This is a genomic window from Nitrospiria bacterium (genome assembly GCA_035517655.1).
In the GTDB taxonomy this organism is placed as follows: domain Bacteria; phylum Nitrospirota; class Nitrospiria; order JACQBZ01; family JACQBZ01; genus JACQBZ01.
The window spans coordinates 54,114-79,380 of sequence record DATIYJ010000041.1 but is presented as its reverse complement, the minus strand read 5'-3'; the positions used below and the strand labels follow the sequence as shown (position 1 = coordinate 79,380).

Genomic DNA, 25,267 nt, shown 5'->3' with positions numbered 1-25,267 from the left:
GTGATCGAGGAGGTCATCACGTCGGGGCTCGCCCCCGGGTAGAGCGTCACGACTTGGATGGTCGGGTAATCGACTTCCGGCAGCGCCGACAGCGGCAACAGACGATACGCGATGATGCCGGCGAGCAGAATGGCGACCATGAGCAGCGAGGTCGCCACAGGCCGTAGGATGAAGGGACGCGAAGGATTCATGTGTCGGTATCCATATCAATCACACTCACTCGAGGAGCAGGACCTCGCGGGGCCGCGGTTTCCGACCTCTCCCGACTTATTCCGTAGCGACGGAGCTCGGATCACCGACCCGGTGCCGTCCGGCGTTGTGTTTCGGCGCCCCTGCGTCGTCCGCGGCTGGCGCATCCTGCGCAGCAAGTTCCACCTTGGCGCCTTCGCGCAAATTGCCGGTCCCGTCCACGACCACCAGTTCCCCGGGAACAAGTCCGGTCTCGACGGCGGCCCGCTCTCCCTGGGTCGGACCCAGTTTGATTGAGCGAACCGTGACGGTACGATCGGTCTTGACCACATAGACGAAGGTCCCCTGCGTCCCCTGTTGGACGGCCGCGGTCGGGATGAGGGTCGCGCCGCGCCGCGTGTCCAGCAACATTTGCACGTTCACGAACTGGTTGGGAAACAGGCCGTAGTCGTTGTTGGCAAATTGCGCCTTCAGCTTGACGGTGCCGGTGGTCGGGTCGATCTGGTTGTCCACGGTCAGCAAGGCGCCGGTGGCGAGCTTCGTCTTCCCGGCGCGGTCATAGGCCTCGACGGGCAGCTTTTCCCCCGCCCGCAGCTTGCTCATCACGCCGTGGATGCTGTCTTCGGGGATGGCAAAAACAACCGTGATCGGTTGCAACTGTGTGATGACGACCAACCCGTTCTGGTCGCTCGCGTGGACGATGTTGCCGGGATCGATTTGGCGCAGACCCAAACGCCCCCCGACCGGCGCCGTAATACGGCAATAGACCAGCTGCAATTTTGCCGTGTCAATGGCCGCCTGATCGACCTTGACGGTCCCTTCGTATTGGTGGACCAGGGCTTCCTGAGTATCCAACTGTTGCTGCGCCACCGAGTCTTGCTGATACAGCACCCGGTAGCGATCCAGATCGATCCATGCGTTCTTGAGCAGCGCCTGGTCGCGGTCCATCTGCCCTTCGGCTTGGGCAAGCTGCGCCTGGTAAGGACGCGGATCGATCTCCGCCAGCAGTTCGCCGGCATGCACGATCTGGCCCTCGCGGAACAAGACGTCCATCAGCTGTCCGTCGACGAGGCTCCGCACGGTTACAGTGGCGATCGGCGTGACCGAGCCCAGACCGGAAAGATAAACGCCGATGTCACCCGGCGTGGCGGGCACCGCCGCCACCGGCGTGGGCTGCGAGACGTCAAACCCGTGCCGGCGTCCGCCGGAGGACCGAGGCGACTGCTCCGCGTTTCCCCATGGCATGAGGAAGAAGACAGCGCCCCCCGCCACGAGCAGGCAGACCGCCGCCAGCCCGATCCACCACCGTCGGGGCCACACCGCGGAAGGTTTCCCTTTCAGGGTGTCGTTCTCCATAGGACGCTACGCGGCCTTCCTGTGTTGGCCCAACTTGTTCGTTTTCTGCCTAGCGGCTGAGCCCTGCTGGCGGTTTAGGAGAACGACCGGATCCACCAGGTCGCCGCACTGGATGCAACGTTGAACCTGGAAATCGTAACAAGGCTCCGCCACCATGAATCCCCCGCAGCGAGAGCAGACCGCGGCGCCGCGGAACCCGTTCCCAAGAGGGTCATGCGCCACTTTCATACGTTCAGCCGAAAATCCGATTTTTGCACCCATTGAATTCCTCTCCTTCCATGGCGGCCGTTCACGAAAGCGCTCGACTTTTTTTCTTTATTTCCAGTTTCCGAAACCAAAAAAGCGGGTATCCGATCGATCTCTCCCAAAAAACCAACACAGTAATGGCCCAAGTGCCAGATTGCCTCCCGGACCCGCTGGCCGTGCCCCGCGGCGACCTCGACCACGATCTGCCACGATTCAAGAGCAATATGCACCCTCGCGCCGTATTCCCCTGTCGTCTCAACCAACTCCAACAAATCTTCGCACGTCAGTTGTCTCGCCGTGCTGATCAGGACGAGGCAAGCGGGGACCGGCCTCGTTTCTCCTTCCAGCCCGCAGGGATCTTGGACCATGCTCAATCGTTCCATTTTTCCGGACTCCTTTCTATCTGCAAGCCTAAGGCTCCTCATGATGATTGAGGAGAAAATACAGGGACACGGTGGTGCCCCCTTCCGGCGAACTCTCCACCTCGATCTTCCCTTGATGCGCCTCCATGACGGTTTTGCACAGGCTCAGCCCCAGACCGTACCCCCCGGTGTCTTTGGAGCGTGATTTATCCACACGGTAAAACGGCTCGAAGATATACGGCAGTTCGTCTTCCGGAATCCCCACGCCGTTATCCCGTATACGGACCATCCAATAGGGGTTGCAGTTTTCCATGGAGATTTCCACGGGCTTGCTGCTATTGAAGGAATATTTGACGGCATTGTCCAACACGTTCTTCAGCACGGTCTTAACCCGAACGGGATCCATATCCAGTTCGATATGATCCGGCATCTCACCCATCCGAATATCGGGGAGCTGACCTTTAAATGCAGAGACGACCCCTTTTATAAGGTCCACCATATCGATACGCTGTAAATTGAGTTGCCCGTGCGTGTAGTGGGACCGCGCCGTTTTAAGGATCTCGGTCACCATCTTCTCCATTTCGGCGACGTCCTCCCGGATGTTTTTCTTCGCGTAGCTTTCTGAGAGCGATTCAAGGGCGACCTTCATCCGGGTCAGGGGCGAACGCAATTCGTGGCTCACGTCCAACAACAATTGTTCCTTGGCCCGGAGCATGTTCCGGATCCGATCCGTCATGGCATTGAACATCTTGGCCAATTCACCCAGTTCATCCGATCGCCGGAGTCGAACACGATGGTCGAGGTTTCCCCGGCTCACCTCCCTCACGCCTTCCGTTAATGCCTTAACGGGGTTTAAAATCCATCGAATGAAAAGATAGGCCCCCGCGAGGATCGCCGTGAGCAAGGCCATCAATCGTCCCACGGCTTCCATATCCACGGTGTCCCAATTAAACTCATGGCCCAATTGGAAAATAAGCCGGCCCGATCCTTGATCAATCACAAAGATATGACGTCCGCGATTCTCTCCGATCAGTACCCTCGGGTAGGTACGCGACGGCCGCAATTTCAGTTGAGGGGAAAGGGGAACGGACTCCGAGGTGGACCAGTTCAGGCTCGGACTCTGATATTCGATTTGGATCGACGCCTCCTGGGCAACGCGCTTGGCCCGCTCGAAGTCGGGCGGATCGCCGAGATCCTTGATAATGTAATTCAGGTGATTAATAACGGAGTTGCGGATGGCCGGCTCGTTCGTTTCATGCTCATGCCGGATATAAGAGGTCACCGACAGATTGATGCAAATTCCCGCCACCACGAGAACCAGCAGCAGCTTCATAAAGACGGAGTTGAAGATCGTTTTGATCCAGCTACTTCTCATCCTGATCCTCATCTTGAATGAAGACATACCCCGTCCCCCACACGGTTTTAATGAAGGAGGGGGTTTTCGGATCGTCCCGCAGCTTATGACGCAGCCGGCTCATGGTGATGTCGACGGAACGATTGAAGGCTTCGTATTCCATCCCCCGCAGTTCCTCCAGGATCCGGTCCCGGTTCAACACCTTTCCCCGGTTTTGCACCAGCAAGGCCAGCGCGGCAAATTCGTTCGTCGTCAGATCGACGATCTCTCCGTCCAGTTTTGCGGTTCGTCTGGGAAAGTCGACCTCCAATCTCCCGAACTTTTGGATTGGCGTCTTATCGATGCCGTGCGTCCGGCGAAGAACCGACTGGATGCGGGCCACCAATTCCCTCGGCTCAAACGGCTTGGGAAGATAATCGTCCGCGCCCAGTTCCAAGCCCACCACTTTATCCGTCACCAATCCCCTCGCCGTCAGCATGATGATCGGGACCGCAGAGGATTGACGGATGGCCTTGCAGACCTCAAAACCGCTTATTCCGGGAAGCATGACATCCAGGATGATCAGATCCGGCGCTTCCTGTTTGAGTTTTTTCAATCCTTCCTCGGGACGGGTGGCGGTCTGGACTTTGAATCCAAAATCGGCGAGAAACCCGACCAGAAGCTGGTTCAGCTTGACATCGTCGTCGATAATGAGGATACGGGCATTCATACGTCATTCTCCACAAACACCGAAGCCGGTCCGGTCACTTCTTGGCATCCCATACGATCGACCGCCTATCGAATGATGATGGAAATCGGAGAGATAAAGTCGTTCGCGCCGGTCCCGAAGGCGCCGAAGAGGTCCCAGCCCGTCCCCGACATGTCGTCGATCCGTGCAATCCGGTTGTTGGCCGAATCCGTCACGTAGATCCTCCCGGACGCATCCAGAGTGACGCCCTGCGGATAACTAAACTGGTCCGTCCCGATCCCGAAACTGCCGAAGGTGGTCCAGTTGGTCCCGGCCATGTCGTCCATCCGCACGATCCGGTTGTTGTTGACGTCCGCCACGTAGATTTTCTGCGCGGCATCCACAAAGAGGCCGTCCGGTCCGCTGAATTGACCGGTCCCGCTCCCGAAGCTGCCGAAGACGGTCCAGTTGGTCCCGGCCATGTCATCCATCCGCACAATCCGGTTGTTGCCCAAATCAGTCACGTAGATCTCCCCGACCGCATCCACGAAGATGCTTTGGGGAGCGTTGAATTGATCGGTCCCGTTCCCGAAGGCGCCGAAGGCGGTCCAATTCGTCCCGGCCATATCGTCCATCCGCACAATCCGGTTGTTGGCCGAATCGGTCACGTAGATCTTCCCGGCCGGGTCGACGAAGATGCCCTGCGGACTGCTAAATTGACCGGTCCCGTTTCCAAAGCCGCCGAAGGTGGTCCAGTTCGTTCCCTCCATGTTGTCGGTCCGCACAATCCGGTTGTTGCCCCCGTCGGTCACATAAACCTTCTGGGCCGTATCCACAAAGAGACCGTTCGGATCCTTAAACTGGAGGATCCCGCTGCCGGTGGTGCCAAGCGTGATCCAGCAGGTGCCGGCCATGTCATTGGTCCGAACGATTTTGTTGACGCCCGCATCGACCACGTAGATCCGCTGGAGTTGGGTGCAGTCCTGGGAATTCGTTGTGGGCTTGCCGCAGCCGTACGACAACCCCAGGGTCAACAACAGGCCCAGCCAACCGGACCCTTTCAACCATCCCATCATCGATCTCGCCTCGTTGATCCGGCCAACCTCTTTCGGGTGCATCGAATCTCCTTTCCGCTCTCTCGGTCTGTAATCCCAGGGAAGGCCTCCCTGGATGGTTCCCTTGCTTAATCTATGATCGGCCATCACGCGCCCGCACTCCGCGGAAGGGTCGTGAACCCATGCATAGACTACCAAAGTTTTGGACGATAAGCATTTCTCAGATGTAAAAAGTTGTAACAATTTGTACGGAGTCGACGGGAGGTAAAACCGCACGGCGGGACGGCCGGGAAAAACGGATTGGCTCTATTTCATCAACCCATCACAAATGGTTCTGTGCCGCATCCAACGCCTTTGAGAGGAAGACCCCCGTGCTGCGTTGAAGATCCAGAATGGCCAAGTGACGGTCGTAGGTGGCCTCGATCATATCCCGGTCGGCCTCGATCAAGGTCTGGTTCGCATCCAGAAGATCGATGTTCGTCGCGAGTCCGAAGGTGAATTGTTTGGAAATCATCTCGTAATTCTTCTTGGCAAACCGGAGCTGATCCTCCCGGGATTCGATCTCCCGGCCGATGGCCTGGACGTTCAGAAACGACCGCGTCACATCCAGCTCGAGCTGCTTTCTCAGGTTCGCCGTCCGCAACCGATCCTGATTCAGACGTCCATGGGCCTGGGACAGTTCGGCCCGGCGGAGCCCGCCTTCAAAAATCGGGAACTCGATCTTGGCCTCGGCCAACCAGCTCTGATTGACGGTAAAGGTTATGGGAGGATGTTGGTTACGGCCGAAATAATCCCCCTCCAGGCTCAGGGTCGGAAAAAAATTCCCCCGGGCAAAGCTCACCTGCTGTTCCGAGAGTTGCTCCCGAATCTCGCTCTGGCTCAGGTCGTCCCGATGGGCCGCGGCCGTCTCAAGCAATTGAGAGACGGACCCGCCCGGGATCTCCGGAAGCGGGGGATCTTCGATTTCAAATTCTTCCGGCAGGTCCGCGAAGTTTCGGAGCTCCCGCCGCTTCACGGCCAGGTCATTTTCGCGCGCGACCAGATCGGCCTGGGCGCCGGCCAGTTGGGCTTCCGCTCGAAGCAGAACCGATTCCGTGACTTCCCCGACTTTATATCGCAGCTCCGCCAGCCGGCGATGTTCGGTCAAACGTTCGACGTCCCGCCGCTGGGCCTCCAGATTTTTTTGCGACTTGAGCATTCCGTAGTAGGCCTGGGCCGCTTGGATCAACAACGCCTCGGTCGAAAGGTTGAGACTCTTACGGGCCGCTTCGATCTGGCGATCCGCGATCCGGATTCCGGCCATGTTCTTCCCGCCCGCGAAAAGCGGCTGCTCGACCTTGATCTGCCCTCCGTATGCGTATTGCGGTTGAAGATCCACGGCCAACCCGCCCAGATCCTGCGTTTTTTCCGGATACCGGTCGTAGGTCCCCGTAAGGGTCACCTTGGGCAGAACGGTTGAGACGGCACGCGAGCGGTCCAGCTCCGAGACCCGGATGTCCTCACGGGCAATCTGAACCTGTTCATTTTCCTGAATCGTCAACGAATAGACTTGGTTCAACGAAAATGTTTCACCTTGAACTTTTTGCGAGGCCGTTGAAACGGCCAGCAGGAAACCAATCGACACGAACGTTCTCTTCATCATTGTCACCCCCTCCCCGACCCGCATCCGCCATCCAAAATCTTGGATCCGGGCCAAACCAAACCGGTTAGTGACCGGCGTTTTTTCGTTCCAGGCCGGTCAACCGGACTTAAGGATCGTCGCCAGATCGGCCGTCGCCGCCTGGATGTCCGGCTGTGAGAGAACGGCCGAGACCACCGCGACCCCGTCGACACGGGTGGCCATCACCTGCCGGACATTCAACCGGGAAATGCCGCCGATGGCCACGATGGGAATTCGAACCTGTTCACGAAACGTCTTCAACGCGTCGCAACCCAATGGGGGTCGGGCCTGTTTCGTCGTCGACGAAAAGACGGGACCGATCCCGAGATAATCCGCCCCGCCTCTTTCGGCCTCCCGGGCCTGCTCAAGCGTATGGACCGATACCCCGATGATGGGATCCGGCCCCAGGAGTGCGCGGGCCGCGGACAACGGCAGATCGTCCTGTCCCAGATGGACTCCGTCGCACCCGACGGCCAGGGCGAGATCCACCCAATCATTCACCAGAAACGTCGCCCCGTTTTGACGAGTCAGCGCCCGAAGTTGAAGGGCGTTGAAATACGCTTCCCGCTTGGAGAGATTCTTCGCGCGGTATTGAAGGCACTCGGCCCCCCCGGCGATGGCCTGAAGGGCCACGTCGGTCAAGGACCGCCCGGCCAATAACCCATGATCCAAGATCAGGTAGAGACCGGAGGGCAGCCGACCGGTCCGGCCCGGAGCCGCCGAGGAAACCGGGGACATCGGAGGGCCCGTTTTGTCCTTGCCGGACGGCCCCCCCGAGGGAATGGGATCGGGTGCTTTCATCTTCAACCGGCGACCCGGGCCTGCTCCGAGGAGAGAAATTTTTCGAGATAGCCGGTCGAGATCCGCCCTTTCTGAAACACGGGGTCGTCGAAGATCCGCTTGTGAAGGGGGAGGGTTGTTTTGATCCCCTCGATCATGAACTCGTCCAAGGCCCGTCGCATGCGGGCCATCGCGGCCTCCCGGTTCTCGGCATGGACGATGAGTTTGGCGATGAGCGAGTCGTAATACGGGGAAACCACGTCGTCGCAGATCACGGCGGAATCCACGCGAACGCCCGGCCCGCCGGGCGTTCGAAAAACCGTGATGGTTCCGGGTGAAGGCGTAAAGGTGTCCGGACACTCGGCATTGATCCGGCATTCAAAGCTGTGACCCCGCAATTTGATTTCGCTTTGACGAACATCGAGCGGAAGTCCGGCCGCGATCTTGATCTGCTCTTTGATCATGTCGATCCCGGTCACCATCTCGGTCACCGGGTGCTCGACCTGGATCCGCGTGTTCATCTCCATAAAGTAGAACCGCTGATCCTTGTCCAGGAGGAATTCCACGGTTCCGACGTTGCAGTAATTGACCGACCGGGCCGCCGCGACGGCGACGAGCCCGATCTCCCGCCGAAGCGCCTCCCCGACCGCCGCCGACGGCGATTCTTCAATGAGTTTTTGATGCCGGCGCTGAACGGAACAATCCCGTTCGCCCAAATAGACCGTCCGGCCTTTTTCATCCGCCATGATTTGGACCTCGATGTGCCGAGGCTCGAGAAAATATTTTTCCAGATAAACCCCGCTGTCCCCGAACGCGGTCTTCGCCTCGGCCTGAGCCGTTTGAAAGGCCGACAGGAAGTCTTCGTCCTGCGTCACGACCCGCATGCCCCGGCCGCCCCCGCCCGCCGTGGCCTTGATGATGACCGGATAGCCGATGCGCTTCGCCGCCGCCAGGGCTTCCTTTTCTTCCGAGAGCACCCCCAGGCTGCCGGGCAAGACAGGGATGCCTTGTTTCGTCATCAGCTCCCGGGCCTTGGCCTTGTCGCCCATCATGGCGATGTTCTCCGAGGTCGGCCCGATGAATTTGATCCCGACCGACTGACAGACCTCCGCGAAATGCGCGTTTTCCGCCAGGAATCCGTATCCCGGATGAATGGCCTCGGCGCCCGTGATCTCCGCCGCGCTCAGGATGTTCGGAATATTGCGGTAACTGAGAGCGGCGTCCGACGGTCCGATGCACAGATGTTCATCCGCCAACCGGACGTGAAGAGCCTGCGCATCGGCCTCCGAGTAAACCGCGACCGTCTTGATCCCAAGCTCGCGACACGCCTGGATGATCCGGACCGCGATCTCGCTACGATTGGCCACCAAAATTTTTTTAAACATGAGCGTCCCTTGGATTCCCGACGATGGTTTCCGAAACGGTTCCGTTCGGCCGTGCGTTAGGTCGGCGTCAGAGGCTCGATGCGGAACAAGGGCTCGCCGTACTCAACCGGTTGGGCGTTCTCGGTCAGGATCTCGACTATTTTTCCGTCCCATTCCGACTCGATCTCGTTCATCAACTTCATCGCCTCGATCACGCAAAGAATCTGCCCTTTTTTGACCTGGCTTCCGATCTCGACGTAGGGGTCCGAGTCCGGAGATGGAGCCCGATAAAACGTCCCCACGACCGGGGCCGTCAACGTCAGCCATCCGGCCGGAATCGCGGGAGGCGGCGGGGCCGCCTGAGGAAGCGGGGTCTCCGCAGGCGCGGGGGGGGCCGGCGCGGCTTCCTCGGACACGGGAGGCGGCGCCATCTGGACGCGGTCTCTTTTGATCCGGACCCGCACCCCGGATTTTTCCAGTTCCAATTCGGCGATCTGGCTTTTCTGGATCAGCTCGATCAGCTCTTTGAGTTCCTTAAGATTCATAATTCCCTATGCCCGTTCCACATAGGACCGGGATCGGGTATCGATCTTGATGACTTCCCCTTCTTCCAGATACAAGGGCACCTTGATGGTCGCCCCGGTCTCCAGCACCGCCGGTTTGGTTCCGCCGCTGGCCGTATCCCCGCGCACGCCGGGATCCGTCCGGGCGATCTTCAATGCCACAAACGTGGGGACTTCCACGGTCAAGGGTTTGCCTTTGTAGATTAGAATCTTCACCAGCATGTTCTCCTTCAAGAAATCGCGGCTGTCGCCCAATTGATCCTGGTCGAAAGCCAACTGCTCGTACGTGGACGTGTCCATAAAATGGAATTCGCGCCCCTGGGCGTACAGGAACTGCATCTCTTTTTCCTCGATGTCCGGCTCGTCCAACGTCTCGCCCGAGCGATACGTGCGCTCCAGCACGTTACCGGATTTAAGGCTTTTCAGCCGCGTCCGCACAAAGGCCCCGCCTTTTCCGGGCTTGACATGCTGAAACTCGATAATGACGAACGGTTCACCCGAAATTTCCACCTTGGCGCCGTTCCGAAACTCCGTAGTCGAAATCACACCCACTCCTCCTCACCTGTTATTCGGGTTTATGGACAAACGGTCAGGTCTGTTGCGGTTTCGTTCTCAAATGGTGGATCACGGCCAACAGCCCCAATTGATAACTGTAAGCGCCGAAACCGCTGACCTGCCCGACGGACACATCCGAGATGTACGAATGCCGACGAAAGGCTTCACGCTGATAAATGTTCGAGAGGTGGACTTCAACGGTGGGCAGGCCCACCGCAGCGACGGCGTCGCGCAGCGCGATGCTGGTATGAGTATACGCCGCGGGGTTAATCAGCACCGCCTGATATCGGCCGGAAGCCTTCTGAATCAGAGTCACCAGCTCTCCCTCGGAGTTGGACTGTTCGATGGTCAGTTCCACCCCTTCTTTCTCGGCCAGCGTCCTGAGCTGCCGGTCGATCTCGGGCAAGGGCAGGGTTCCATACACCGAGGTTTCGCGGGTTCCCAATAGATTTAAATTCGGACCATGCAACACCAGAATCCGATCCACGGTGATTCCAGCCTCACAATTCCGTTTTGAGTTGCGCGCCGGCGCGCCGCAGGAGAAACCGCGCCTTCCCCAAATTTCCGTCGGCTTGAATCACCAGGATCAGGAAATACTCGGCCGTCACCTGCCGGAGAACCACCACGGAGCGTTCGGCGCTGGTGACCAGTTCCAGGATCCCTCCGAACCCGACCGAGTCGCCCAGTTTCCCGGCCGTCCTGAGCAGCCCGCTGAACTCGGCCCCGAGCGCCTGGAGATCGAGCTGGCCATCGTGCTTCCTCTCTTCCACGACGATCCCGTCCATTCCGACGAGTGCCGCCCCGCGCGCTTCATCGAGATCGTCGATCACACCCTGCAGGGCGTCGGCCATCCCCATCAGCCCTGCCCCTTTTTAATGCTGTCCAACCAGGATTGAAGCCGTTGGATCTTGAGCATCTTTTGTCGCTCTTGATCTCTGGCCGGTGCGGGTTCGGCCGCGGGAGAGGCCGTTGGAGTCTCCGGCGCCGGCGCGGACGCAGGAGGAGGAGCTTCGGGGGCGGGGGCCGTTTTGGTTTTGAGTTGCGGACCCTCGTTCAGCAGCCTGGCCAATTCAACGGTTTCCTCCAGCTTTTTGAACAAGACCTGATTGGCCGGATCCTTCGCGAGCAAGCGTCGATAGATCGCGATTCCTTTTTCATAAAAGCCTTGCCGGATATACAGATCGGCTAGGGCCTCGGTGGTAATTTCTTCGGTCGGCGCCGGAGCGGCCGGGGCTGCTTCGATCGAAGGCTCGCTGGGCCGGACCGTTTCCGTTTCAGAGATTGCAACGCCGTCCGGCACCGCGGCGGCTTCGGACGCCGGCGGCTCCGGGACCTGTTCCAAAGCGGGTTCGGGCCCGCCGAGATTGATTACGGCCGACGGAGCTTCGATCTTTTCCGGAGGAACGTCACGGGCCGTTTCTTTTTCGACCGGTGGCGCTTCCAACGGAAGCGTGGCATGGGCGGTCTGTTCAACCTGCATCTCAAGCGACCCCGCTTCGGTTGAAACGGTCATTTGCGCCTGCAGCTTTTGCCGTTTCGATTCTTCGATGCGATCCAATTCGTCCGAGATAAGTTTCATCTCGGGGTCCTTGGGACTGGACAGCAGAACCGCCCGGCAGGAGATCCGCGCCTTGTCCCACTCGCCCGATTCATGGTAAAGATTGGCCAGCTTGCGATGCGCAAGAAGGTTCTCCGGATCAACCTTGATCACCTGTTCAAATTCCGCCTTCGCTTCGGCGATTTGACCTTTTTCAAGGTATACTTTCCCCAGAATCGTCCGGGCCGTATGAAAATTCGGATGGATCTTCAACCCGTCGGTCAACACGATTTGGGCTTCGTGAAGCATTCCGGACTTCAAATATTCCTCCGCCAACGGCACAAAGAGTCTCGATTTGGGGTCCTTGGCCCATTTTTCAGAGAGCTTGGCGATTTCGGGGGAAAGAGGTTTTCCCTGTTCCTTTTTTTTATCCATAGACCTCCACAAGAGATGCGGGTTCGGGCAGCCCCATCATAACAAATCCCGGATAAAAGTCAACGAAGCGGACGGTCTCCCGTTCCGGATCGACTCTTCAACTCGTTGATCCGATCCAGGATTTGCTCGGCCGCTTCGGCCTTTGATAATTTGGGCAACGCCCGGGTTCCGCCCTGAGCATCGATCAAGGTTACAATGTTGGTGTCCAGGTCAAAACCCGCCCCTTCCTGGGTTACATCGTTGGCCACGATGAGATCGAGTCCTTTTTGCGCCAGCTTGGATCGGGCCCGGCTCAAGACGTCCTCCGTCTCGGCCGCGAAGCCGACCACGATTTGACGGCCCCGCCGTGAGCGGACTTCCGTCAGGATATCCGGCGTGGGTTCAAGCTCGAGGAACAGGGCTTCATGATTCTTTTTAAGTTTTTGTTCCGAACGACGACGGGGGCGATAATCCGAGACTGCGGCCGCCATGATGAGCACGGTCGACTCGGGCCAATAGCGCAAAACGGCCTCCCGCATTTCATCCGCGGATTGGACCTGAATCCGTTCCACCTTGGCGGGGCTCGGAAGCGGCGTCGGACCGCTGACCAGAATGACCCGCGCCCCGCGTCCCTGAGCGGCGCGAGCCAGCGCATAGCCCATTTTGCCCGACGATCGATTCGAAATAAACCGAACCGGATCGATCGCTTCCCTCGTGGGTCCGGCCGTCACCAGGACCGTTTCTCCTTTCAGGTCGCCCCGTTTTCTCAGTCGGCTCAAGACGGCCTCCACGATCCGGCCCTCCGAAGCCAAACGGCCCGTCCCCTCCTTCCCGGAGGCGAGAGGACCCTCTTCGGGAGACACGACGCGAACACCCAGACCTTCCAAAATGGACAGGTTGCGCTGCAACACGGGATGGGTCCACATATCGCCGTCCATGGCCGGGGCGATCACGATCGGAGATGAACTGGCCACCGCCAGCGTGGTCAGGAGGTCGTCCGCAATCCCGTTCGCGATTTTGCCGATGACGTTGGCCGTGGCCGGGGCGATCAGAATCAGATCGACCTGCTCGGCCAACGTCAGGTGGCGGATTTCATCGCTCGGATCAAACAGGTTCGTGAAGACGGGACGACGGGACAGGACCTGAAACGTCAGCGGGGTGATGAATTGCTGCGCGGACGACGTCATCACCACCGTGACCTTCCCCCCGGCCTGGATGAGTTGCCTTAGGATCAGAACCGACTTGTAGGCCGCGATGCTTCCCGTGACTCCCAAAAGGATATGTTGGCCTTGCAGATCCGCTTCCATCGGGCTCTATCCGTCACTCTTCCGGCTCGACCACGGGAAGCGCTTCCTCCTTATGGTCACTGACATAAATGCTCAGGTCCTTCTTGATCTCGGTTTCATCCTCCTGCGGCAGCAGCGCCTTCGCCTTGGCCCGGGCGCGGGCCCGATCCTCGATCTCACGGGCGAGCATGGCTTCCTTCATGGCCACTTTGGCCTCCTTGCCCGTCATGAACTCCGTTTTGCCTTGCAATACCTCGTCCAGGGCGATCGTGGTTTCCTTGGTAAACTTGCTGGTGACCTGGGGCTTCGAACCCTGCATCAGCTGTCGGGCCCGTTGCGCCGCAATGATGACCAGCCGGTACCGGCTGTCGATCTTGGTATCGTCATAATCCGTAATCAGCGACATGATGTCCATTTTCCTCTACCCTCCCTTTCGCTTGTTCCGCGCTCAGTTCAAGAACTGCCCGCGGATCCAGTCCGGATCCGCATGATTGATCCGGATGCGTTCGGCCAAAATGACGGATTCCAAATCACGGATGGCCTTTTTAATGTCATCGTTGACGATGATGTAGTCGTAATCGATGAAATTTTGAATCTCTTTCCGCGCCACTTGGAGGCGCCGTTCGATCTCCTCCGGCGGGTCCGATCGCCGCTCCCGGAGCCGCTCCATCAACGTCGCCATGGAGGGGGGGAGGACGAAAATGAAAATTCCGTCCGGAAACCGCTTCTTTAATAATTTGGCCCCTTGAACGTCGACATCCAGGAGAACGTCCGTTCCGGCGGCCATCGTCCGTTTTAGAAAACCCGCATGGGTTCCATAGAAATGATTGTGGACCTTGGCCCATTCCGCAAATTCGTTCCGCTGGACCATCTGCATAAACTCGGGTTCCCCGATGAAGAAGTAGTCCTTTCCGTCGACCTCGTTCGGACGCGGCAAGCGCGTCGTGTATGAAATGGAATACTGCAGACCGGGCATCGTATGCGCCATCTCGCGGCATAACGTGGTCTTACCCGCGCCGGAGGGCGCGGACACCACTAAAAGCAGCCCCGTTCTTCTGGACGCCGTGCTTCCTTTGCCTTTGGGTTCTGCACTGTCACGCATAAGCCTCTTTCCAGCGAGCACGGCGAGCGGGAGGGGGAGGACCTCGACGAGCTCGGTCGAGTCGCTCCATCCGGCTTGGCCGGTGAAAAGCGAGGATCAGGCTTCGCCTGTCCGAGCGCGGGGTATGGGGGCATCGGAAGAGCAATGCCCGCACGGGCCCCCATAGATAATAGCGGCGACGCGAGCCCCTACAAATTGACCGCGAACCGACCGTCATTCGATGTTTTGAACCTGTTCCCTGAGCTTTTCCAACTCGCTCTTGATGCCGACCACCTTCATCGCGATGGAGGCGTCGCTGGCCTTGGACCCGATCGTGTTGACCTCCCGGTTCATTTCCTGGATGAGAAAATCCAGGCTTCGCCCGATGGACTCCCGTCCCTGCATCATGGTCCTGAACTGGTTCAGGTGACTTTTTAATCGGGTCAGTTCCTCGCTCACATCCGATCGTTCGGCAAAAACAGCCACCTCTTGGGCCAACCGAGCCGGGTCCAATTTAACCCCTTGGGTTAATCGTTCAATGCGCTCGTTGAGGCGGGCCTGATAGCCCCGAACCATCGCCGGGACGCGCGACTGGATGTGACGCAGCGCCTTCTCGATCAACCGGAGACGCTGACCGAGATCGCGGACCAGCGCACGCCCCTCTTTCCGGCGCATGGCTTCCAAGCGGTCCATGGCTTCGTTCAGGAGTCCCCGGACCTGCGCCGCCAGGGCGTCCGTCGTCCCGGTCCATTCCGCGGTCGTGATGATGTCCTTGAAATTCATCAACAGGGCCAGATCCACCGGGCCCGGCAAATCAAGCTTGGCCTTCAGGTCTTTGAGAATCCGGGAATACTGGCGGGCGAGCTCGAGGTCCACGTCGAGTTGCTTCGGCTGCTCGTTGGCGCCGTTGATCGATACGGCCACTTCCAGCCGGCCGCGGGTGAATCGTTGCTGCACCTGTTTCCGAAGAACGGTCTCGAGAGGGAGCAAAAGCTTGGGCAGCCGAACCGTGATATCGCAGTATTTATGATTGGTCGACCGAAGCTCCGCAACGATCGTCAGGTCGCGGTAACTTCCCTCGCTTCGGCCGTAGCCGGTCATGCTTTCAATCATCAAACCTCGCCTGGCTAATAAACCAGTCATTATATAGAGAACGGCCCGGTTTGTCAAACAAACCGGCGCCCCGGCCGGGATCAACCGGCCTTGCGCTCCTGCTTGAAATAACGGCAGATCGGCTTGAGTCCGCAGTCCGGACACCGGGGGTTTTTCGCCTTGCAGACGTGGCGGCCGTGGAGCAGAAGCTGGTGCGAGACGCGGGTCCATTTCTTTTCGGGAATGAAACGGCCGAGTTCCGTCTCGATTTCATCCGGGTCGTCCGACCGGGTCAATCCCAGGCGTTGACTGACCCGCCGGACATGCGTATCCACCACGATGGCCGGGCGGCCGAAACAGTTTCCCAGGATGACATTGGCCGTTTTGCGCCAGACGCCGGGCAGCTCGACCAGCTCATCCATCGTTTGCGGAACCCGGCCGGCGTGCTTCTCGACCAGGGCCCGGCCGCACCCGATGATGTTTTTGGCCTTGTTCTTGTAGAAGCCGGTGGACCGGATTTCCTGCTCAAGAACGGACGGATCCGCCCTGGCGTAGTCCGCCGCGGTCTTGTACTTGTTAAACAGATGCGGCGTGACCTTGTTGACGCGGTCATCGGTGCATTGGGCCGAAAGGATCGTGGCGATCAGGAGTTCCAAGGGGGTCTCGTAATGAAGCTCGACCTTCGGGTCCGGAAATTCGCGGTCGAGAATTTTTATAAGTTGTTCGAGCTTATTCAAGAAGCCCCCCGTCAGCCGTCTGAGGACATTGTAGCAACGATCGTGAAGCCGGTCAATGAAGATTGTCGTTGTTTGCGACCATGATTACGGATGAAATCATCTCATACTTGAATTGACATTCGACCCTAAATAAGGTATTTTTACAGTACATTAGACCGATCGAAAAAAGTACTTCTAAAAGGAGATCTTCGATATGAGAGCTAAGTTCGCCGAGGATGTAACACCGGTAACCGATTTCCGCACCCAAGCAGCCGATCTGCTTCGGAAGATCAAGAAAACCCGGCGGCCGCTCATTCTGACCCAGCGGGGCCGTTCGGCCGCCGTGATCGAAGATGTCAAAGAGTACGAGAATAGGCTGGAGCGGCTTGAATTGTTGGAAGCGATCATTCGGGGACTTCAGGCTGCCGAAAAAGGAGATCGGGTCCGCCACAAGGAAGCCATGCGGCAATTGGACGAACTCCTGAATGCCTAAGAAACTTTACGCCGTCGAATGGACCGCTCCGGCCCTGCGAAGCCTGTTGGAGGTTGTTCAGTACATCAAGGCGGATGATCCGGAGGCGGCTCAACGCTTTGGGAAAGAGATCAAAAAGAAAGTCGCCCGGCTCGCCCGATTTCCAAACTCCGGACGGATGGTTCCAGAGTTCCCGACTTCCGGCCTTCGAGAAGTGATCATCGGCCATTACCGCATCATCTACCGTGTTGTCTCCAAAAAATCACGAGTCGAAATCCTGACCGTGCATCACGGCGCCCAGCAGATTGAAGAAGGGTGAGAGTCAACTTTCTCCCGGGGCGGCCATTAAGTCAAAAAGCCGCGCCCCCGCCGAGTCGCCAGCGGCTCCAACAGGGGTTAGATTCACGGCATCTCGTAAGGTCCGCGAAAGTCAATAAAGCATGCCTTTTTACAACCTTTGACACAGGTCAACATTTACAGCCGGGATGGGAAATTAACGCTGTGGCGGTAGGGACGCAATGAATTGCATCCAAATCAGGGCGTGATGAATCACGCCCCTACGATGGGAGCGTATAACAGGCTATGCCGCAGCGATGCCGGGAAGTTCCCAACCGGGAAACACCAAGACTCCAGGATGACACTTGAGCGCTCGGGCCAGAACCTTTGCGCGCTCAACACCCAGACGGACGCGATCGTTCTCAATTGCCGAAATGGTGGATTGGGGAATGCGGGTTAGGCGGGCCAACTGGCTCTGGCTTAGCTCCTGGAGCTCGCGAAGAATTCGCACAGACTCGCCGACTGAAACGGTGATGCGCTTCTTGGCAGGACGATATTCTTTCATTTATGCGACCTCAAACTGCATCTGTTTCAGGTTGGCCAGCGGCACACGGCCTTTCACCCGAAGAATTTCAATGCCGACCACCTCGTTCTGCTCATTGAAATCGAGGATGATGCCGGGTTGCACTTCCTCCGACTCGACGATTTTGGATTCGTCAAGACGGAGATAGATCGCGTCTGCTTTTTCATCAAAATGCACCTTCATTTCCTGCTCCTTTCCTTGCGGTCAAAATATGCGGTAACAATCTGCCACGGTTGTGTTTTCTCGTTGTACACCACTCGCAATACCCGCCCTCCGTATTCAGCAATACGACCCAAGGCATGCCGTAACATTGGATCTTGCTTATCAGGCTCGGTATTCAACGGCCGGGTTAAGACTTGCGCCACCCATGTCAACTGAATTCGACGTTCTGAAATTACTTTGGCCGCGTGAGCCGTTAACGCATAGGGAAAGTCTTCCGCCATCATTGCACAGGAATATACCCCGTCCCGACAAAAAGGTCAACCGACCGGCAGGATTTTAAAAAGAAACCTTCCGGCCCGTGTTATATAATTCCACCCGCCGATCGCGGAAGAGGTTGTTGTAGCGGTTCAGCGTCTTATGACGGGCCTCGCGGGGGTTGATCTCTAAAATCTTGAGCGACTCTTGATTCCTCGGGGCCCGGAAAAGAATGCGGCCCTTGGGATCGACGATCTCGCTCTGGCCGATATAGGTCAGCCGCTTCTTGCCGCCGCGCCGCTCGGAGCCGATCCGGTTCGCCGTGATCGCGAAGACGCGGTTCTCAAGACTTCGGGTGACCATGGCGTCCGGGCAGTACGGTAGAACGAGATTGGCCGGGTGGCAGATAATTTCAGCACCGGCCAGGGCCAAGCTTCGAGCCGCTTCCGGAAAGAACCAGTCGAAGCAGACCATGATTCCGACCCGCGCCTTCCCGATGTCGAACGAACGGAAGCGGTTCATCCCCGGCTTGAACCAGAGCTTTTCTTCATAGAACAGGTGAATCTTTCGATAGGTCGCGACATAGCCCTTGGGCCCGACCAGAACGGCCGAATTGTAAAAAACCTTTGCGGCCCGTTCGGGAAGACCGGCGACCAGCCAGATTTTCTTGTCCTTGGCGAACTCGCACAGACGCCGTGTCGTCCATCCGTCCGGAACCGTTTCGGACAATTCCGATACCTCTCGCCGGGAAATAAATTGATAGCCGCTGTTGAAAAGCTCCGGGAGCACGATCAGGTCCGCCGCGCCCCGGTCGATCCGATCCAAGCGCCGCAGAACCGACTCGACATTCCGCCGGATCTCCCCGAATACGGGCCTGGACTGATAAAATCCCGCGCGGATCATTTTGGGGCGTCGCTCCCGGCGGCGCCCGCCAAAAGTTTCATGAGACCTTCCTCATCCAAAATTTGGACGTCCAGTTCCCGGGCCTTGGCGAGTTTGCTCCCCGCGTCGGCGCCGGCGACCACGTAATCCGTTTTACTCGATACGCTGCCGGCCACCTTCCCGCCCAGCGCTTCGATCCTCGCCTTGGCCCCTTCCCGCGTCATGTTCGAAAGCGCGCCGGTCAGCACGAACGTCTTGCCGCGAACCGGCGAGGACTTTTCAGCGGACCCGCCATCCTTTGTGAAGGTCAGGCCGAGATCCAGAAGCTGTTGGATCATCCTCCGGTTCCCGGCATTCCGGAAATAATCGGCGATCGAGCGGGCCGCATTCGGAGAAAGGTTGAATTCCTTCTTAAGCGTCTGCGCGTCGGCCTGCATCAACCCTTCGATTCCGCCGGCCCACCCCGCCAGCCGCTCGGCGGTCGACGGTCCGACGCCCGGAATGTCCAGACGGGCGATGAACTCCGCCAACGTTGTCTTTTTCTGGCCGCCCGTCTCCCGTTCCCAACGCACGCCGGCGGCCCTCAACTGCTCGATCACCTTCCGGTTGTGCGGTTCCGAAAAGAACTGGACGATGGACTGGGCGACTTCGGGTCCGATGTCCGGAATAAAGCGGAGGGTTCGCTCGTCCGCCTCCATCAGCGGGTCCAGATCCCCGAAAAATCGGGCCAGCTCTTTCGCCGTCGCTTGCCCCACGTCCGGAATGCCGAGCGCGTAGATGAACCGCGCGAGCGTCGTGCGCTTGCCGGACTCGATCGCCTTCACCAGGTTGCCCGCGGACAACTCGGCCATCCGCTCCAGCGCGGCCACCGTCGGCGCGTCCAGACGGTAGAGATCCGCCGGCGTTTCCACTATCCGATTGTCCACCAATTGATCCACCCGTTTCTCGCCGAGGCCCTGAATGTCCATCGCCAGGCGGCTCGCGAAATGCAGGATCGCCTGCTTGCGCTGCGCCGGGCAGTACAAGCCCCCGCTGCATCGGGAAATCGCCTCCCCCGGAAGTCGGACGACCTTCGATCCGCAGACGGGGCAGGCCCGCGGCATGACGAATTCCTTCGCGCCGGCCGGCCGCCGGTCCGGCACCACGCTCACGACTTCCGGGATGACGTCCCCGGCGCGGCGGACGACCACCGTGTCGCCGATCCGGACGTCCTTCCGGCGGACCTCGTCTTCGTTGTGCAGCGTCGCGTTGGTGACCGTCACGCCGCCCACGAAGACCGGCTTGAGCCGCGCCACCGGCGTGACGGCCCCCGTCCGTCCGACCTGGACGTCGATGTCCAGAACCTCCGTCATCGCCTCCTGCGCGGGGAATTTGTGCGCCACCGAGAAACGCGGCGCCCGCGCCACGAACCCCAAGCGCTCCTGCAGGCCCAAATCGTTCACTTTGTAAACCACCCCGTCGATATCGTAGGGCAGCCGTTCGCGTTTGGATCCGATGAGCCGGTAGTAATCCAAAAGCCCCTGGACACCCCGCACCACCTTTCGCTCGGGGCTGACCGGAAATTTCTGGGTGACGAGGAAATCCATCAACGCGCTGTGCGTCCGGGGAAGCGCCATTCCCTCGACATCCTCCAGCGCGTAGGCGAAAAATGTCAGATGTCTCGCGGCGGTCATGCGCGGGTCGAGCTGCCGGAGGGCGCCGGCGGCGGCGTTGCGCGGATTGACGAATATTTTCTCGCCCTTCCGGGCCTGTTCCTGATTTAAGCGTTCGAAATCGCGCTTGAGCATCAGCACCTCGCCCCGGACCTCCAAGCGCGCCGGCGGCGGCTCGGCCGGCAACCGCAGCGGGATGACCTTGACGGTGCGAAGGTTGGCCGTGACCTCCTCCCCCGTATAGCCGTCCCCGCGCGTCGCGCCCTGCGCCAGCCGGCCGTTTTGATAGGACAGGCTGACGGCCGCGCCGTCGAATTTCGGCTCCACGGCGTATTCCACTTCGTCCACGTCCAGATGCTCCCGGATGCGGCGGTCGAAGGCGACGACTTCTTCCTCCTCGAACGCGTTGTTCAGGGACAGCATCGGCGCGCGGTGGGTGACCGACGTAAATTCGGTGAGCGGAGCGGCGCCCACCCGCTGCGTGGGAGACTCGGGAACGACCAGCTCGGGATAGTTCGACTCCAGCGATTGCAGTTCCCGGAACAGCCTGTCGTATTCGACGTCCGGGATCGTCGGGGCGTCGAGCACGTAGTACCGGTAATTGTGCCGCTCGATGGCCTCCCGCAATTCCCGCGCGTGCTTGATCACGTTCGCCGGCACAGTCATCTCACGCGTCGCTCCCCCGCGATGATTTCAACGACCTGACTGTAACGTGTCGGCTTCGGCCCTGTCAAGCAAACGGAGGGCTTTTCCGCCCGAGCGCCTCACTTTTTCCTTGACAAAGTCGACCCCTGTGATATAAAAAAGGTTACGCAAGTTCAAGAATTTAATCGAACGCGATGGACCCGTTTCACGCGCTCAACCCGGACCGACAACGAAAGCGGCCAAAGGAGAAATAAATGACAGGAATGAAAGGGGAGGATTATTTATTCACATCGGAATCGGTCACCGAAGGACACCCCGATAAAATCTCGGACCAGATTTCGGACGCGATCCTGGATTCCATTATCGCCCAGGACCCGTATTGCCGCGTGGCCTGCGAAACGCTGGTGACCACCGGGTTGGCCTTCGTCGCGGGGGAGATCAGCACCTCCTGTTACGTCGAGATTCCGGACATCGTGCGCGAAACGATCAAGGAGATCGGCTACACGCGGGCCAAGTACGGCTTCGATTACGAAACCTGCTCCGTCATCACCTCGATCCACGCCCAGTCCCCCGACATCGCCCAGGGGGTGGACACGGGCGGCGCGGGAGACCAGGGCATCATGTTCGGATACGCCAGCAACGAAACGCCGGAGTTCATGCCCACGCCCATCATCCTGGCCCACAAGCTGACCCGCCGGCTGGCGGAGGTCCGGAAAAAGGACATCCTGCCCTACCTTCGGCCCGATGGAAAGTCCCAGGTCACCGTCGACTATCGGGACGGGAAACCGGTCCGGGTCACGACGGTCGTCATCTCCACGCAGCACAGCCCGGAGGTGACCTTGAAGGAGATTCGCGAGGACGTCATTGAAAAAGTGATCAAGCCGATCATTCCCGCGGAATTGATGGACGAGGAAAAGATCGTGTACCACATCAACCCGACCGGGCGCTTCGTGGTGGGCGGTCCGCAGGGCGACACCGGCGTGACCGGGCGGAAAATCATCGTCGACACCTACGGAGGCGTCGGGAGCCACGGGGGCGGCGCCTTCTCCGGGAAAGACCCCTCCAAGGTCGATCGCTCGGCGTCCTACATGGCCCGGTACATCGCCAAGAACATCGTCGCCGCCGGCCTCGCCGATCGCTGCGAGATCCAGATGGCGTACGCCATCGGCGTCCCGGAACCGGTCTCCATCCTGGTCAACACCAAAAACACCGGCAAGGTCCCGAACCAAAAGATCCTGAAGCTCGTGCAAAAACATTTTCCGATGACGCCCAAGGGAATGATCGAACACCTGAAACTCCGACGGCCGATCTACAAAAAAACCGCGGCCTACGGTCACTTCGGCCGAACCGAGCCGGAATTCACGTGGGAAAATACCGACCTGGCCGCCGCCCTTCGCAAGGAAGCCGGGCTGTAAATCCCCAAACCCCACAATTGATTCCAGCGAGCAAAACGAGCGAGAGGGGGCGGCCGAAAATTCCCCGCCAGGGGAATTTTCCCCTGTTTACAATTTACGATTTACGTGTTTCGGCGGGGAATTTGGTGTTTCGAGAATGGCAAATCGTAAATAGGAAAACCCTCGAAAGATTAGGCGGAGGGGGCGACGCGAGCCCCTACTAAATAAAGGAGCATCGATGGATTACGATATTAAGGATATTCGTTTAGCTCAAAAAGGCCTGCTCCGGATGGAGTGGGCGCAGCAGGAAATGCCCGTTCTGGAACTGGTCAACCGGCGTTTCAAAAAAGAGCTGCCGCTCCGCGGGACCCGCCTATCGGCCTGCCTCCACGTCACCACCGAGACGGCCAACCTGATGACCGCCCTGAAGGCCGGCGGCGCCGACGTGGTGCTCTGCGCCTCCAACCCCCTCAGCACGCAGGACGACGTCGCGGCCGCGCTGGTCGAGCATTTCCGGATTCCGGTCTTCGCGATCAAAGGCGAGGACAACGACACCTACTACCGCCACATCCAGGCGGCGTTGAACCACCGTCCCATGATCACGATGGACGACGGCGCGGACCTGGTCTCGACGCTTCATTCCAAACGAAAGGACCTCCTCAAGGAAATCATCGGCGGAACCGAAGAGACCACGACCGGGGTGATCCGGTTGAGAAGCATGGCCCACCGGGGCGTGTTGAAATTTCCGATCATCTCGGTCAACGACGCGAACACGAAGCATCTTTTCGACAACCGCTACGGCACCGGGCAGAGCACCCTGGACGGGATCCTGCGCGCGACCAACCGGCTGGTGGCCGGAACCGTCTTTGTGGTCAGCGGCTACGGCTGGTGCGGGCGCGGCATCGCGATGCGGGCCAAGGGGATGGGGGCCGACGTCGTCGTCACGGAAATCGACCCGCTGAAGGCGATCGAGGCCGTCATGGACGGTTTTCGCGTCATGCCCATGGCCGAGGCCGCCCCGATCGGCGATTTCTTCGTCACCGTGACGGGCGATATCAAGGTGATCCGCAAAGAGCATTTCGCCGTCATGAAAGACGGGGCCGTCATCTGCAATTCGGGCCATTTCAACGTCGAGATCGACATCCCGGCGCTCGAAAAGCTGAGCAAACGGAAGCGCCTGATCCGTGAATTCGTCGACGAGTACACCCTTTCCAACGGACATCGCGTCAATCTGTTGGGAGAAGGCCGTCTCATCAACCTGGCCGCCGCGGAGGGCCACCCCGCCAGCGTCATGGACATGAGCTTCGCCAACCAGGCCCTTTCGGCCGAACACCTCGTGAAGAATTCCAAGAAACTGGAACGAAAGGTTTACCCGGTCCCGGCCCCAATCGACCAGGAGATCGCCCGGTTGAAGCTCAAGGGAATGGGAATCCAAATCGACCGGCTCACCAAAGAACAGGCCAACTATCTCGCTTCCTGGGAGATGGGCACCTAGGTTAAAACATCCGGGGCGCGTCGACCTCCGGTATTTTTCAGTCATTCCAAAGCGCCCCACCGAAACGCCGGGATTCTTCGGCCGTTTCGATCTTCACGCGCCTGCGGTTCCCGGTCCCCTCCGATCGGGTTACGCTTGTGGTATAATTATTCCATGACGAATCAACAGGTCGCGGACGCTTTCCGGATCATCGCGGATCGCCTGCAGTTGGAGGGGGCCAATCCCTATCGGATACGGGCCTATCGCAAAGCCGCAGACAACCTTGAACGCTTGAAGGATTCGGTGGCCGACCTCGCCCAACGGGGCCGGTTAAAATCCATTCCGGGAATCGGCCGGGACCTGGAACGGAAAATTCTCGAAGGACTGAAAACCGGAACGATCCGCGAATTCGAACCCGCCCTCCCGGGGGCCGAAAACGCCCCGTTTGACCTGCCCGGTCTCGACCCCGACGCGGCCGCGGTGCTCTATAAACGATTTCGCATCGAAAACCTCCAGGACCTCGAACAACTCGCCCGGTCGCGCCTCCTCCGAACACTGCCGAATTGGGGACCGGAACTGGAGCATCGCATCCTGGCGGGTTTGGAAAGCTTGAAAAAGAACGAGCGCGAACCGCCGTCTCCCGGATCGGCGCCGGGCTGAAACCAAGGGGATCGAAATGACCCGGTCTCGTCTACAGGCCGCAATGCACGGTTTGCTGGCGTTGGGAATCCTGACGGCGGCGATGGGAAACCGCATGGTCTCTTCGCAGGAAAAACCCGCGCCGTCGCTCGCCATCGAAGAAGCGGTGATCGCGTCCGGCGTGGAAAACCTGACGCCGGTCCGGCCGGGCGTCTCGTTCGATTCGGGCGTCGGGAAACTCTACTGCTTCACGAAAATCAAGAGCGGTCAACTGCCGACCGTCATCAAGCATCTCTGGTTCCAGGGAGACAAGATGGTGATGGAGGTGACCCTCCAGGTCAAATCGGCGAGTTGGCGCACCTACAGCACGAAAACGATTCTGCCCTCCGCCGGCGGGCCATGGAAAGTGGACGTGACGTCCGAAGACGGGACCGTCCTGAAGACCCTGAGATTCACGATCCGCTAAGACGACCGCGACCGGCCCGCAATCCTTCCTAAACCGAACCATCCGATCGCGAAAACTTGACAAACGAATTTTTGTTGCGATATATTGTTT

Annotated in this window: 31 protein-coding genes; 6 read left to right on the top strand and 25 right to left on the bottom strand. The window is 59.1% G+C overall.

Features of this window, described 5'->3' with window-relative positions; translation table 11 throughout:
* From VLY20_08185 to nth, 20 genes are all read right to left on the bottom strand, one after another.
* Window positions 1-191, bottom strand: a 191-nt coding sequence (locus VLY20_08185) for an efflux RND transporter permease subunit (GenBank protein ID HUK56622.1), incomplete at its 3' end; no start/stop codon positions are given.
* Window positions 192-267: 76 nt separating this feature from the next.
* Entirely contained in the window at window positions 268-1,545 is a 1,278-nt protein-coding gene (locus VLY20_08180) for an MdtA/MuxA family multidrug efflux RND transporter periplasmic adaptor subunit (protein HUK56621.1), read from the bottom strand.
* Between the two features lie 6 nt (window positions 1,546-1,551).
* The gene (locus tag VLY20_08175) at window positions 1,552-1,773 is read right to left on the bottom strand and encodes a hypothetical protein (protein HUK56620.1); all 222 of its coding nucleotides are present in this window, start codon (window positions 1,771-1,773) and stop codon (window positions 1,552-1,554) included.
* On the bottom strand, window positions 1,770-2,174 hold the full coding sequence (locus VLY20_08170; GenBank protein ID HUK56619.1) for a hypothetical protein: 405 nt from the start codon (window positions 2,172-2,174) through the stop codon (window positions 1,770-1,772). The genes VLY20_08175 and VLY20_08170 overlap by 4 nt, the downstream gene beginning before the upstream one ends.
* 28 nt (window positions 2,175-2,202) lie before the next feature.
* Window positions 2,203-3,528: a HAMP domain-containing sensor histidine kinase gene (locus VLY20_08165; GenBank protein ID HUK56618.1), complete on the bottom strand. Its 1,326-nt coding sequence runs from the start codon at window positions 3,526-3,528 to the stop codon at window positions 2,203-2,205.
* Entirely contained in the window at window positions 3,518-4,216 is a 699-nt protein-coding gene (locus VLY20_08160; protein ID HUK56617.1) for a response regulator transcription factor, read from the bottom strand. The genes VLY20_08165 and VLY20_08160 overlap by 11 nt, the downstream gene beginning before the upstream one ends.
* A gap of 65 nt (window positions 4,217-4,281) precedes the next feature.
* Entirely contained in the window at window positions 4,282-5,292 is a 1,011-nt protein-coding gene (locus VLY20_08155; protein ID HUK56616.1) for an NHL repeat-containing protein, read from the bottom strand.
* Window positions 5,293-5,551: 259 nt separating this feature from the next.
* A complete protein-coding gene (locus tag VLY20_08150; protein ID HUK56615.1) occupies window positions 5,552-6,871 on the bottom strand; it encodes a TolC family protein in 1,320 nt (439 codons plus the stop codon).
* Between the two features lie 96 nt (window positions 6,872-6,967).
* Window positions 6,968-7,627, bottom strand: a complete 660-nt coding sequence (thiE, locus tag VLY20_08145) for a thiamine phosphate synthase (GenBank protein HUK56614.1) — start codon at window positions 7,625-7,627, stop codon at window positions 6,968-6,970.
* A gap of 65 nt (window positions 7,628-7,692) precedes the next feature.
* Window positions 7,693-9,054 carry an acetyl-CoA carboxylase biotin carboxylase subunit gene (gene accC / locus VLY20_08140; protein ID HUK56613.1) on the bottom strand — a complete coding sequence of 454 codons (1,362 nt, stop codon included), beginning with the start codon at window positions 9,052-9,054 and terminating at the stop codon, window positions 7,693-7,695.
* A 56-nt stretch (window positions 9,055-9,110) separates the two neighbouring features.
* On the bottom strand, window positions 9,111-9,578 hold the full coding sequence (gene accB / locus VLY20_08135) for an acetyl-CoA carboxylase biotin carboxyl carrier protein (protein HUK56612.1): 468 nt from the start codon (window positions 9,576-9,578) through the stop codon (window positions 9,111-9,113).
* Window positions 9,579-9,584: 6 nt separating this feature from the next.
* Window positions 9,585-10,142, bottom strand: coding sequence for an elongation factor P (gene efp, locus VLY20_08130; protein HUK56611.1), 558 nt, complete (start codon window positions 10,140-10,142; stop codon window positions 9,585-9,587).
* 43 nt (window positions 10,143-10,185) lie between these two features.
* Complete coding sequence (aroQ, locus tag VLY20_08125) at window positions 10,186-10,638, bottom strand: type II 3-dehydroquinate dehydratase (GenBank protein ID HUK56610.1); 453 nt, start codon at window positions 10,636-10,638, stop codon at window positions 10,186-10,188.
* A gap of 13 nt (window positions 10,639-10,651) precedes the next feature.
* Window positions 10,652-11,002, bottom strand: coding sequence for a hypothetical protein (locus VLY20_08120; GenBank protein HUK56609.1), 351 nt, complete (start codon window positions 11,000-11,002; stop codon window positions 10,652-10,654).
* 5 nt (window positions 11,003-11,007) lie between these two features.
* Entirely contained in the window at window positions 11,008-12,123 is a 1,116-nt protein-coding gene (locus VLY20_08115; GenBank protein HUK56608.1) for a tetratricopeptide repeat protein, read from the bottom strand.
* A gap of 59 nt (window positions 12,124-12,182) precedes the next feature.
* Complete coding sequence (gene coaBC, locus VLY20_08110) at window positions 12,183-13,409, bottom strand: bifunctional phosphopantothenoylcysteine decarboxylase/phosphopantothenate--cysteine ligase CoaBC (GenBank protein HUK56607.1); 1,227 nt, start codon at window positions 13,407-13,409, stop codon at window positions 12,183-12,185.
* Between the two features lie 13 nt (window positions 13,410-13,422).
* Window positions 13,423-13,803 (bottom strand): DNA-directed RNA polymerase subunit omega, encoded by a 381-nt coding sequence (gene rpoZ, locus VLY20_08105; GenBank protein ID HUK56606.1) that lies wholly within the window; start codon window positions 13,801-13,803, stop codon window positions 13,423-13,425.
* Between the two features lie 33 nt (window positions 13,804-13,836).
* Window positions 13,837-14,490 (bottom strand): guanylate kinase, encoded by a 654-nt coding sequence (gmk, locus tag VLY20_08100; protein ID HUK56605.1) that lies wholly within the window; start codon window positions 14,488-14,490, stop codon window positions 13,837-13,839.
* A 213-nt stretch (window positions 14,491-14,703) separates the two neighbouring features.
* Complete coding sequence (locus VLY20_08095; GenBank protein HUK56604.1) at window positions 14,704-15,582, bottom strand: YicC/YloC family endoribonuclease; 879 nt, start codon at window positions 15,580-15,582, stop codon at window positions 14,704-14,706.
* 80 nt (window positions 15,583-15,662) lie between these two features.
* On the bottom strand, window positions 15,663-16,298 hold the full coding sequence (nth, locus tag VLY20_08090) for an endonuclease III (protein ID HUK56603.1): 636 nt from the start codon (window positions 16,296-16,298) through the stop codon (window positions 15,663-15,665).
* A gap of 193 nt (window positions 16,299-16,491) precedes the next feature.
* Between nth and VLY20_08085 the strand changes: the two genes are divergently transcribed.
* Together VLY20_08085 and VLY20_08080 are read left to right on the top strand one after the other, a co-directional pair.
* Complete coding sequence (locus tag VLY20_08085; protein HUK56602.1) at window positions 16,492-16,770, top strand: type II toxin-antitoxin system Phd/YefM family antitoxin; 279 nt, start codon at window positions 16,492-16,494, stop codon at window positions 16,768-16,770.
* Window positions 16,763-17,068, top strand: coding sequence for a type II toxin-antitoxin system RelE/ParE family toxin (locus VLY20_08080; protein HUK56601.1), 306 nt, complete (start codon window positions 16,763-16,765; stop codon window positions 17,066-17,068). Before VLY20_08085 ends, VLY20_08080 begins: the two co-directional genes overlap by 8 nt.
* Window positions 17,069-17,329: 261 nt before the next feature.
* Here VLY20_08080 and VLY20_08075 read toward each other — a convergent pair whose 3' ends face one another.
* From VLY20_08075 to ligA, 5 genes are read right to left on the bottom strand one after another with little or no spacing between them, the layout of a single operon-like run.
* Window positions 17,330-17,590: a helix-turn-helix transcriptional regulator gene (locus VLY20_08075; GenBank protein ID HUK56600.1), complete on the bottom strand. Its 261-nt coding sequence runs from the start codon at window positions 17,588-17,590 to the stop codon at window positions 17,330-17,332.
* Window positions 17,591-17,791, bottom strand: a complete 201-nt coding sequence (locus VLY20_08070; protein ID HUK56599.1) for a DUF2283 domain-containing protein — start codon at window positions 17,789-17,791, stop codon at window positions 17,591-17,593.
* A complete protein-coding gene (locus VLY20_08065) occupies window positions 17,788-18,051 on the bottom strand; it encodes a DUF4258 domain-containing protein (GenBank protein ID HUK56598.1) in 264 nt (87 codons plus the stop codon). Before VLY20_08065 ends, VLY20_08070 begins: the two co-directional genes overlap by 4 nt.
* 55 nt (window positions 18,052-18,106) lie before the next feature.
* Window positions 18,107-18,928, bottom strand: a complete 822-nt coding sequence (locus VLY20_08060; protein ID HUK56597.1) for a nitrilase-related carbon-nitrogen hydrolase — start codon at window positions 18,926-18,928, stop codon at window positions 18,107-18,109.
* The gene (gene ligA / locus VLY20_08055; GenBank protein HUK56596.1) at window positions 18,925-21,225 is read right to left on the bottom strand and encodes an NAD-dependent DNA ligase LigA; all 2,301 of its coding nucleotides are present in this window, start codon (window positions 21,223-21,225) and stop codon (window positions 18,925-18,927) included. Before ligA ends, VLY20_08060 begins: the two co-directional genes overlap by 4 nt.
* A 242-nt stretch (window positions 21,226-21,467) precedes the next feature.
* Between ligA and metK the strand changes: the two genes are divergently transcribed.
* The 4 genes from metK (at window position 21,468) to VLY20_08035 (ending at window position 25,177) form a co-directional block, all read left to right on the top strand.
* Window positions 21,468-22,619 carry a methionine adenosyltransferase gene (metK, locus tag VLY20_08050; protein ID HUK56595.1) on the top strand — a complete coding sequence of 384 codons (1,152 nt, stop codon included), beginning with the start codon at window positions 21,468-21,470 and terminating at the stop codon, window positions 22,617-22,619.
* A 217-nt stretch (window positions 22,620-22,836) separates the two neighbouring features.
* Entirely contained in the window at window positions 22,837-24,093 is a 1,257-nt protein-coding gene (gene ahcY / locus VLY20_08045) for an adenosylhomocysteinase (GenBank protein ID HUK56594.1), read from the top strand.
* A 153-nt stretch (window positions 24,094-24,246) separates the two neighbouring features.
* Complete coding sequence (locus VLY20_08040; GenBank protein ID HUK56593.1) at window positions 24,247-24,732, top strand: helix-hairpin-helix domain-containing protein; 486 nt, start codon at window positions 24,247-24,249, stop codon at window positions 24,730-24,732.
* 16 nt (window positions 24,733-24,748) lie between these two features.
* The gene (locus tag VLY20_08035; protein ID HUK56592.1) at window positions 24,749-25,177 is read left to right on the top strand and encodes a DUF2914 domain-containing protein; all 429 of its coding nucleotides are present in this window, start codon (window positions 24,749-24,751) and stop codon (window positions 25,175-25,177) included.
* Window positions 25,178-25,267: the final 90 nt, after the last annotated feature.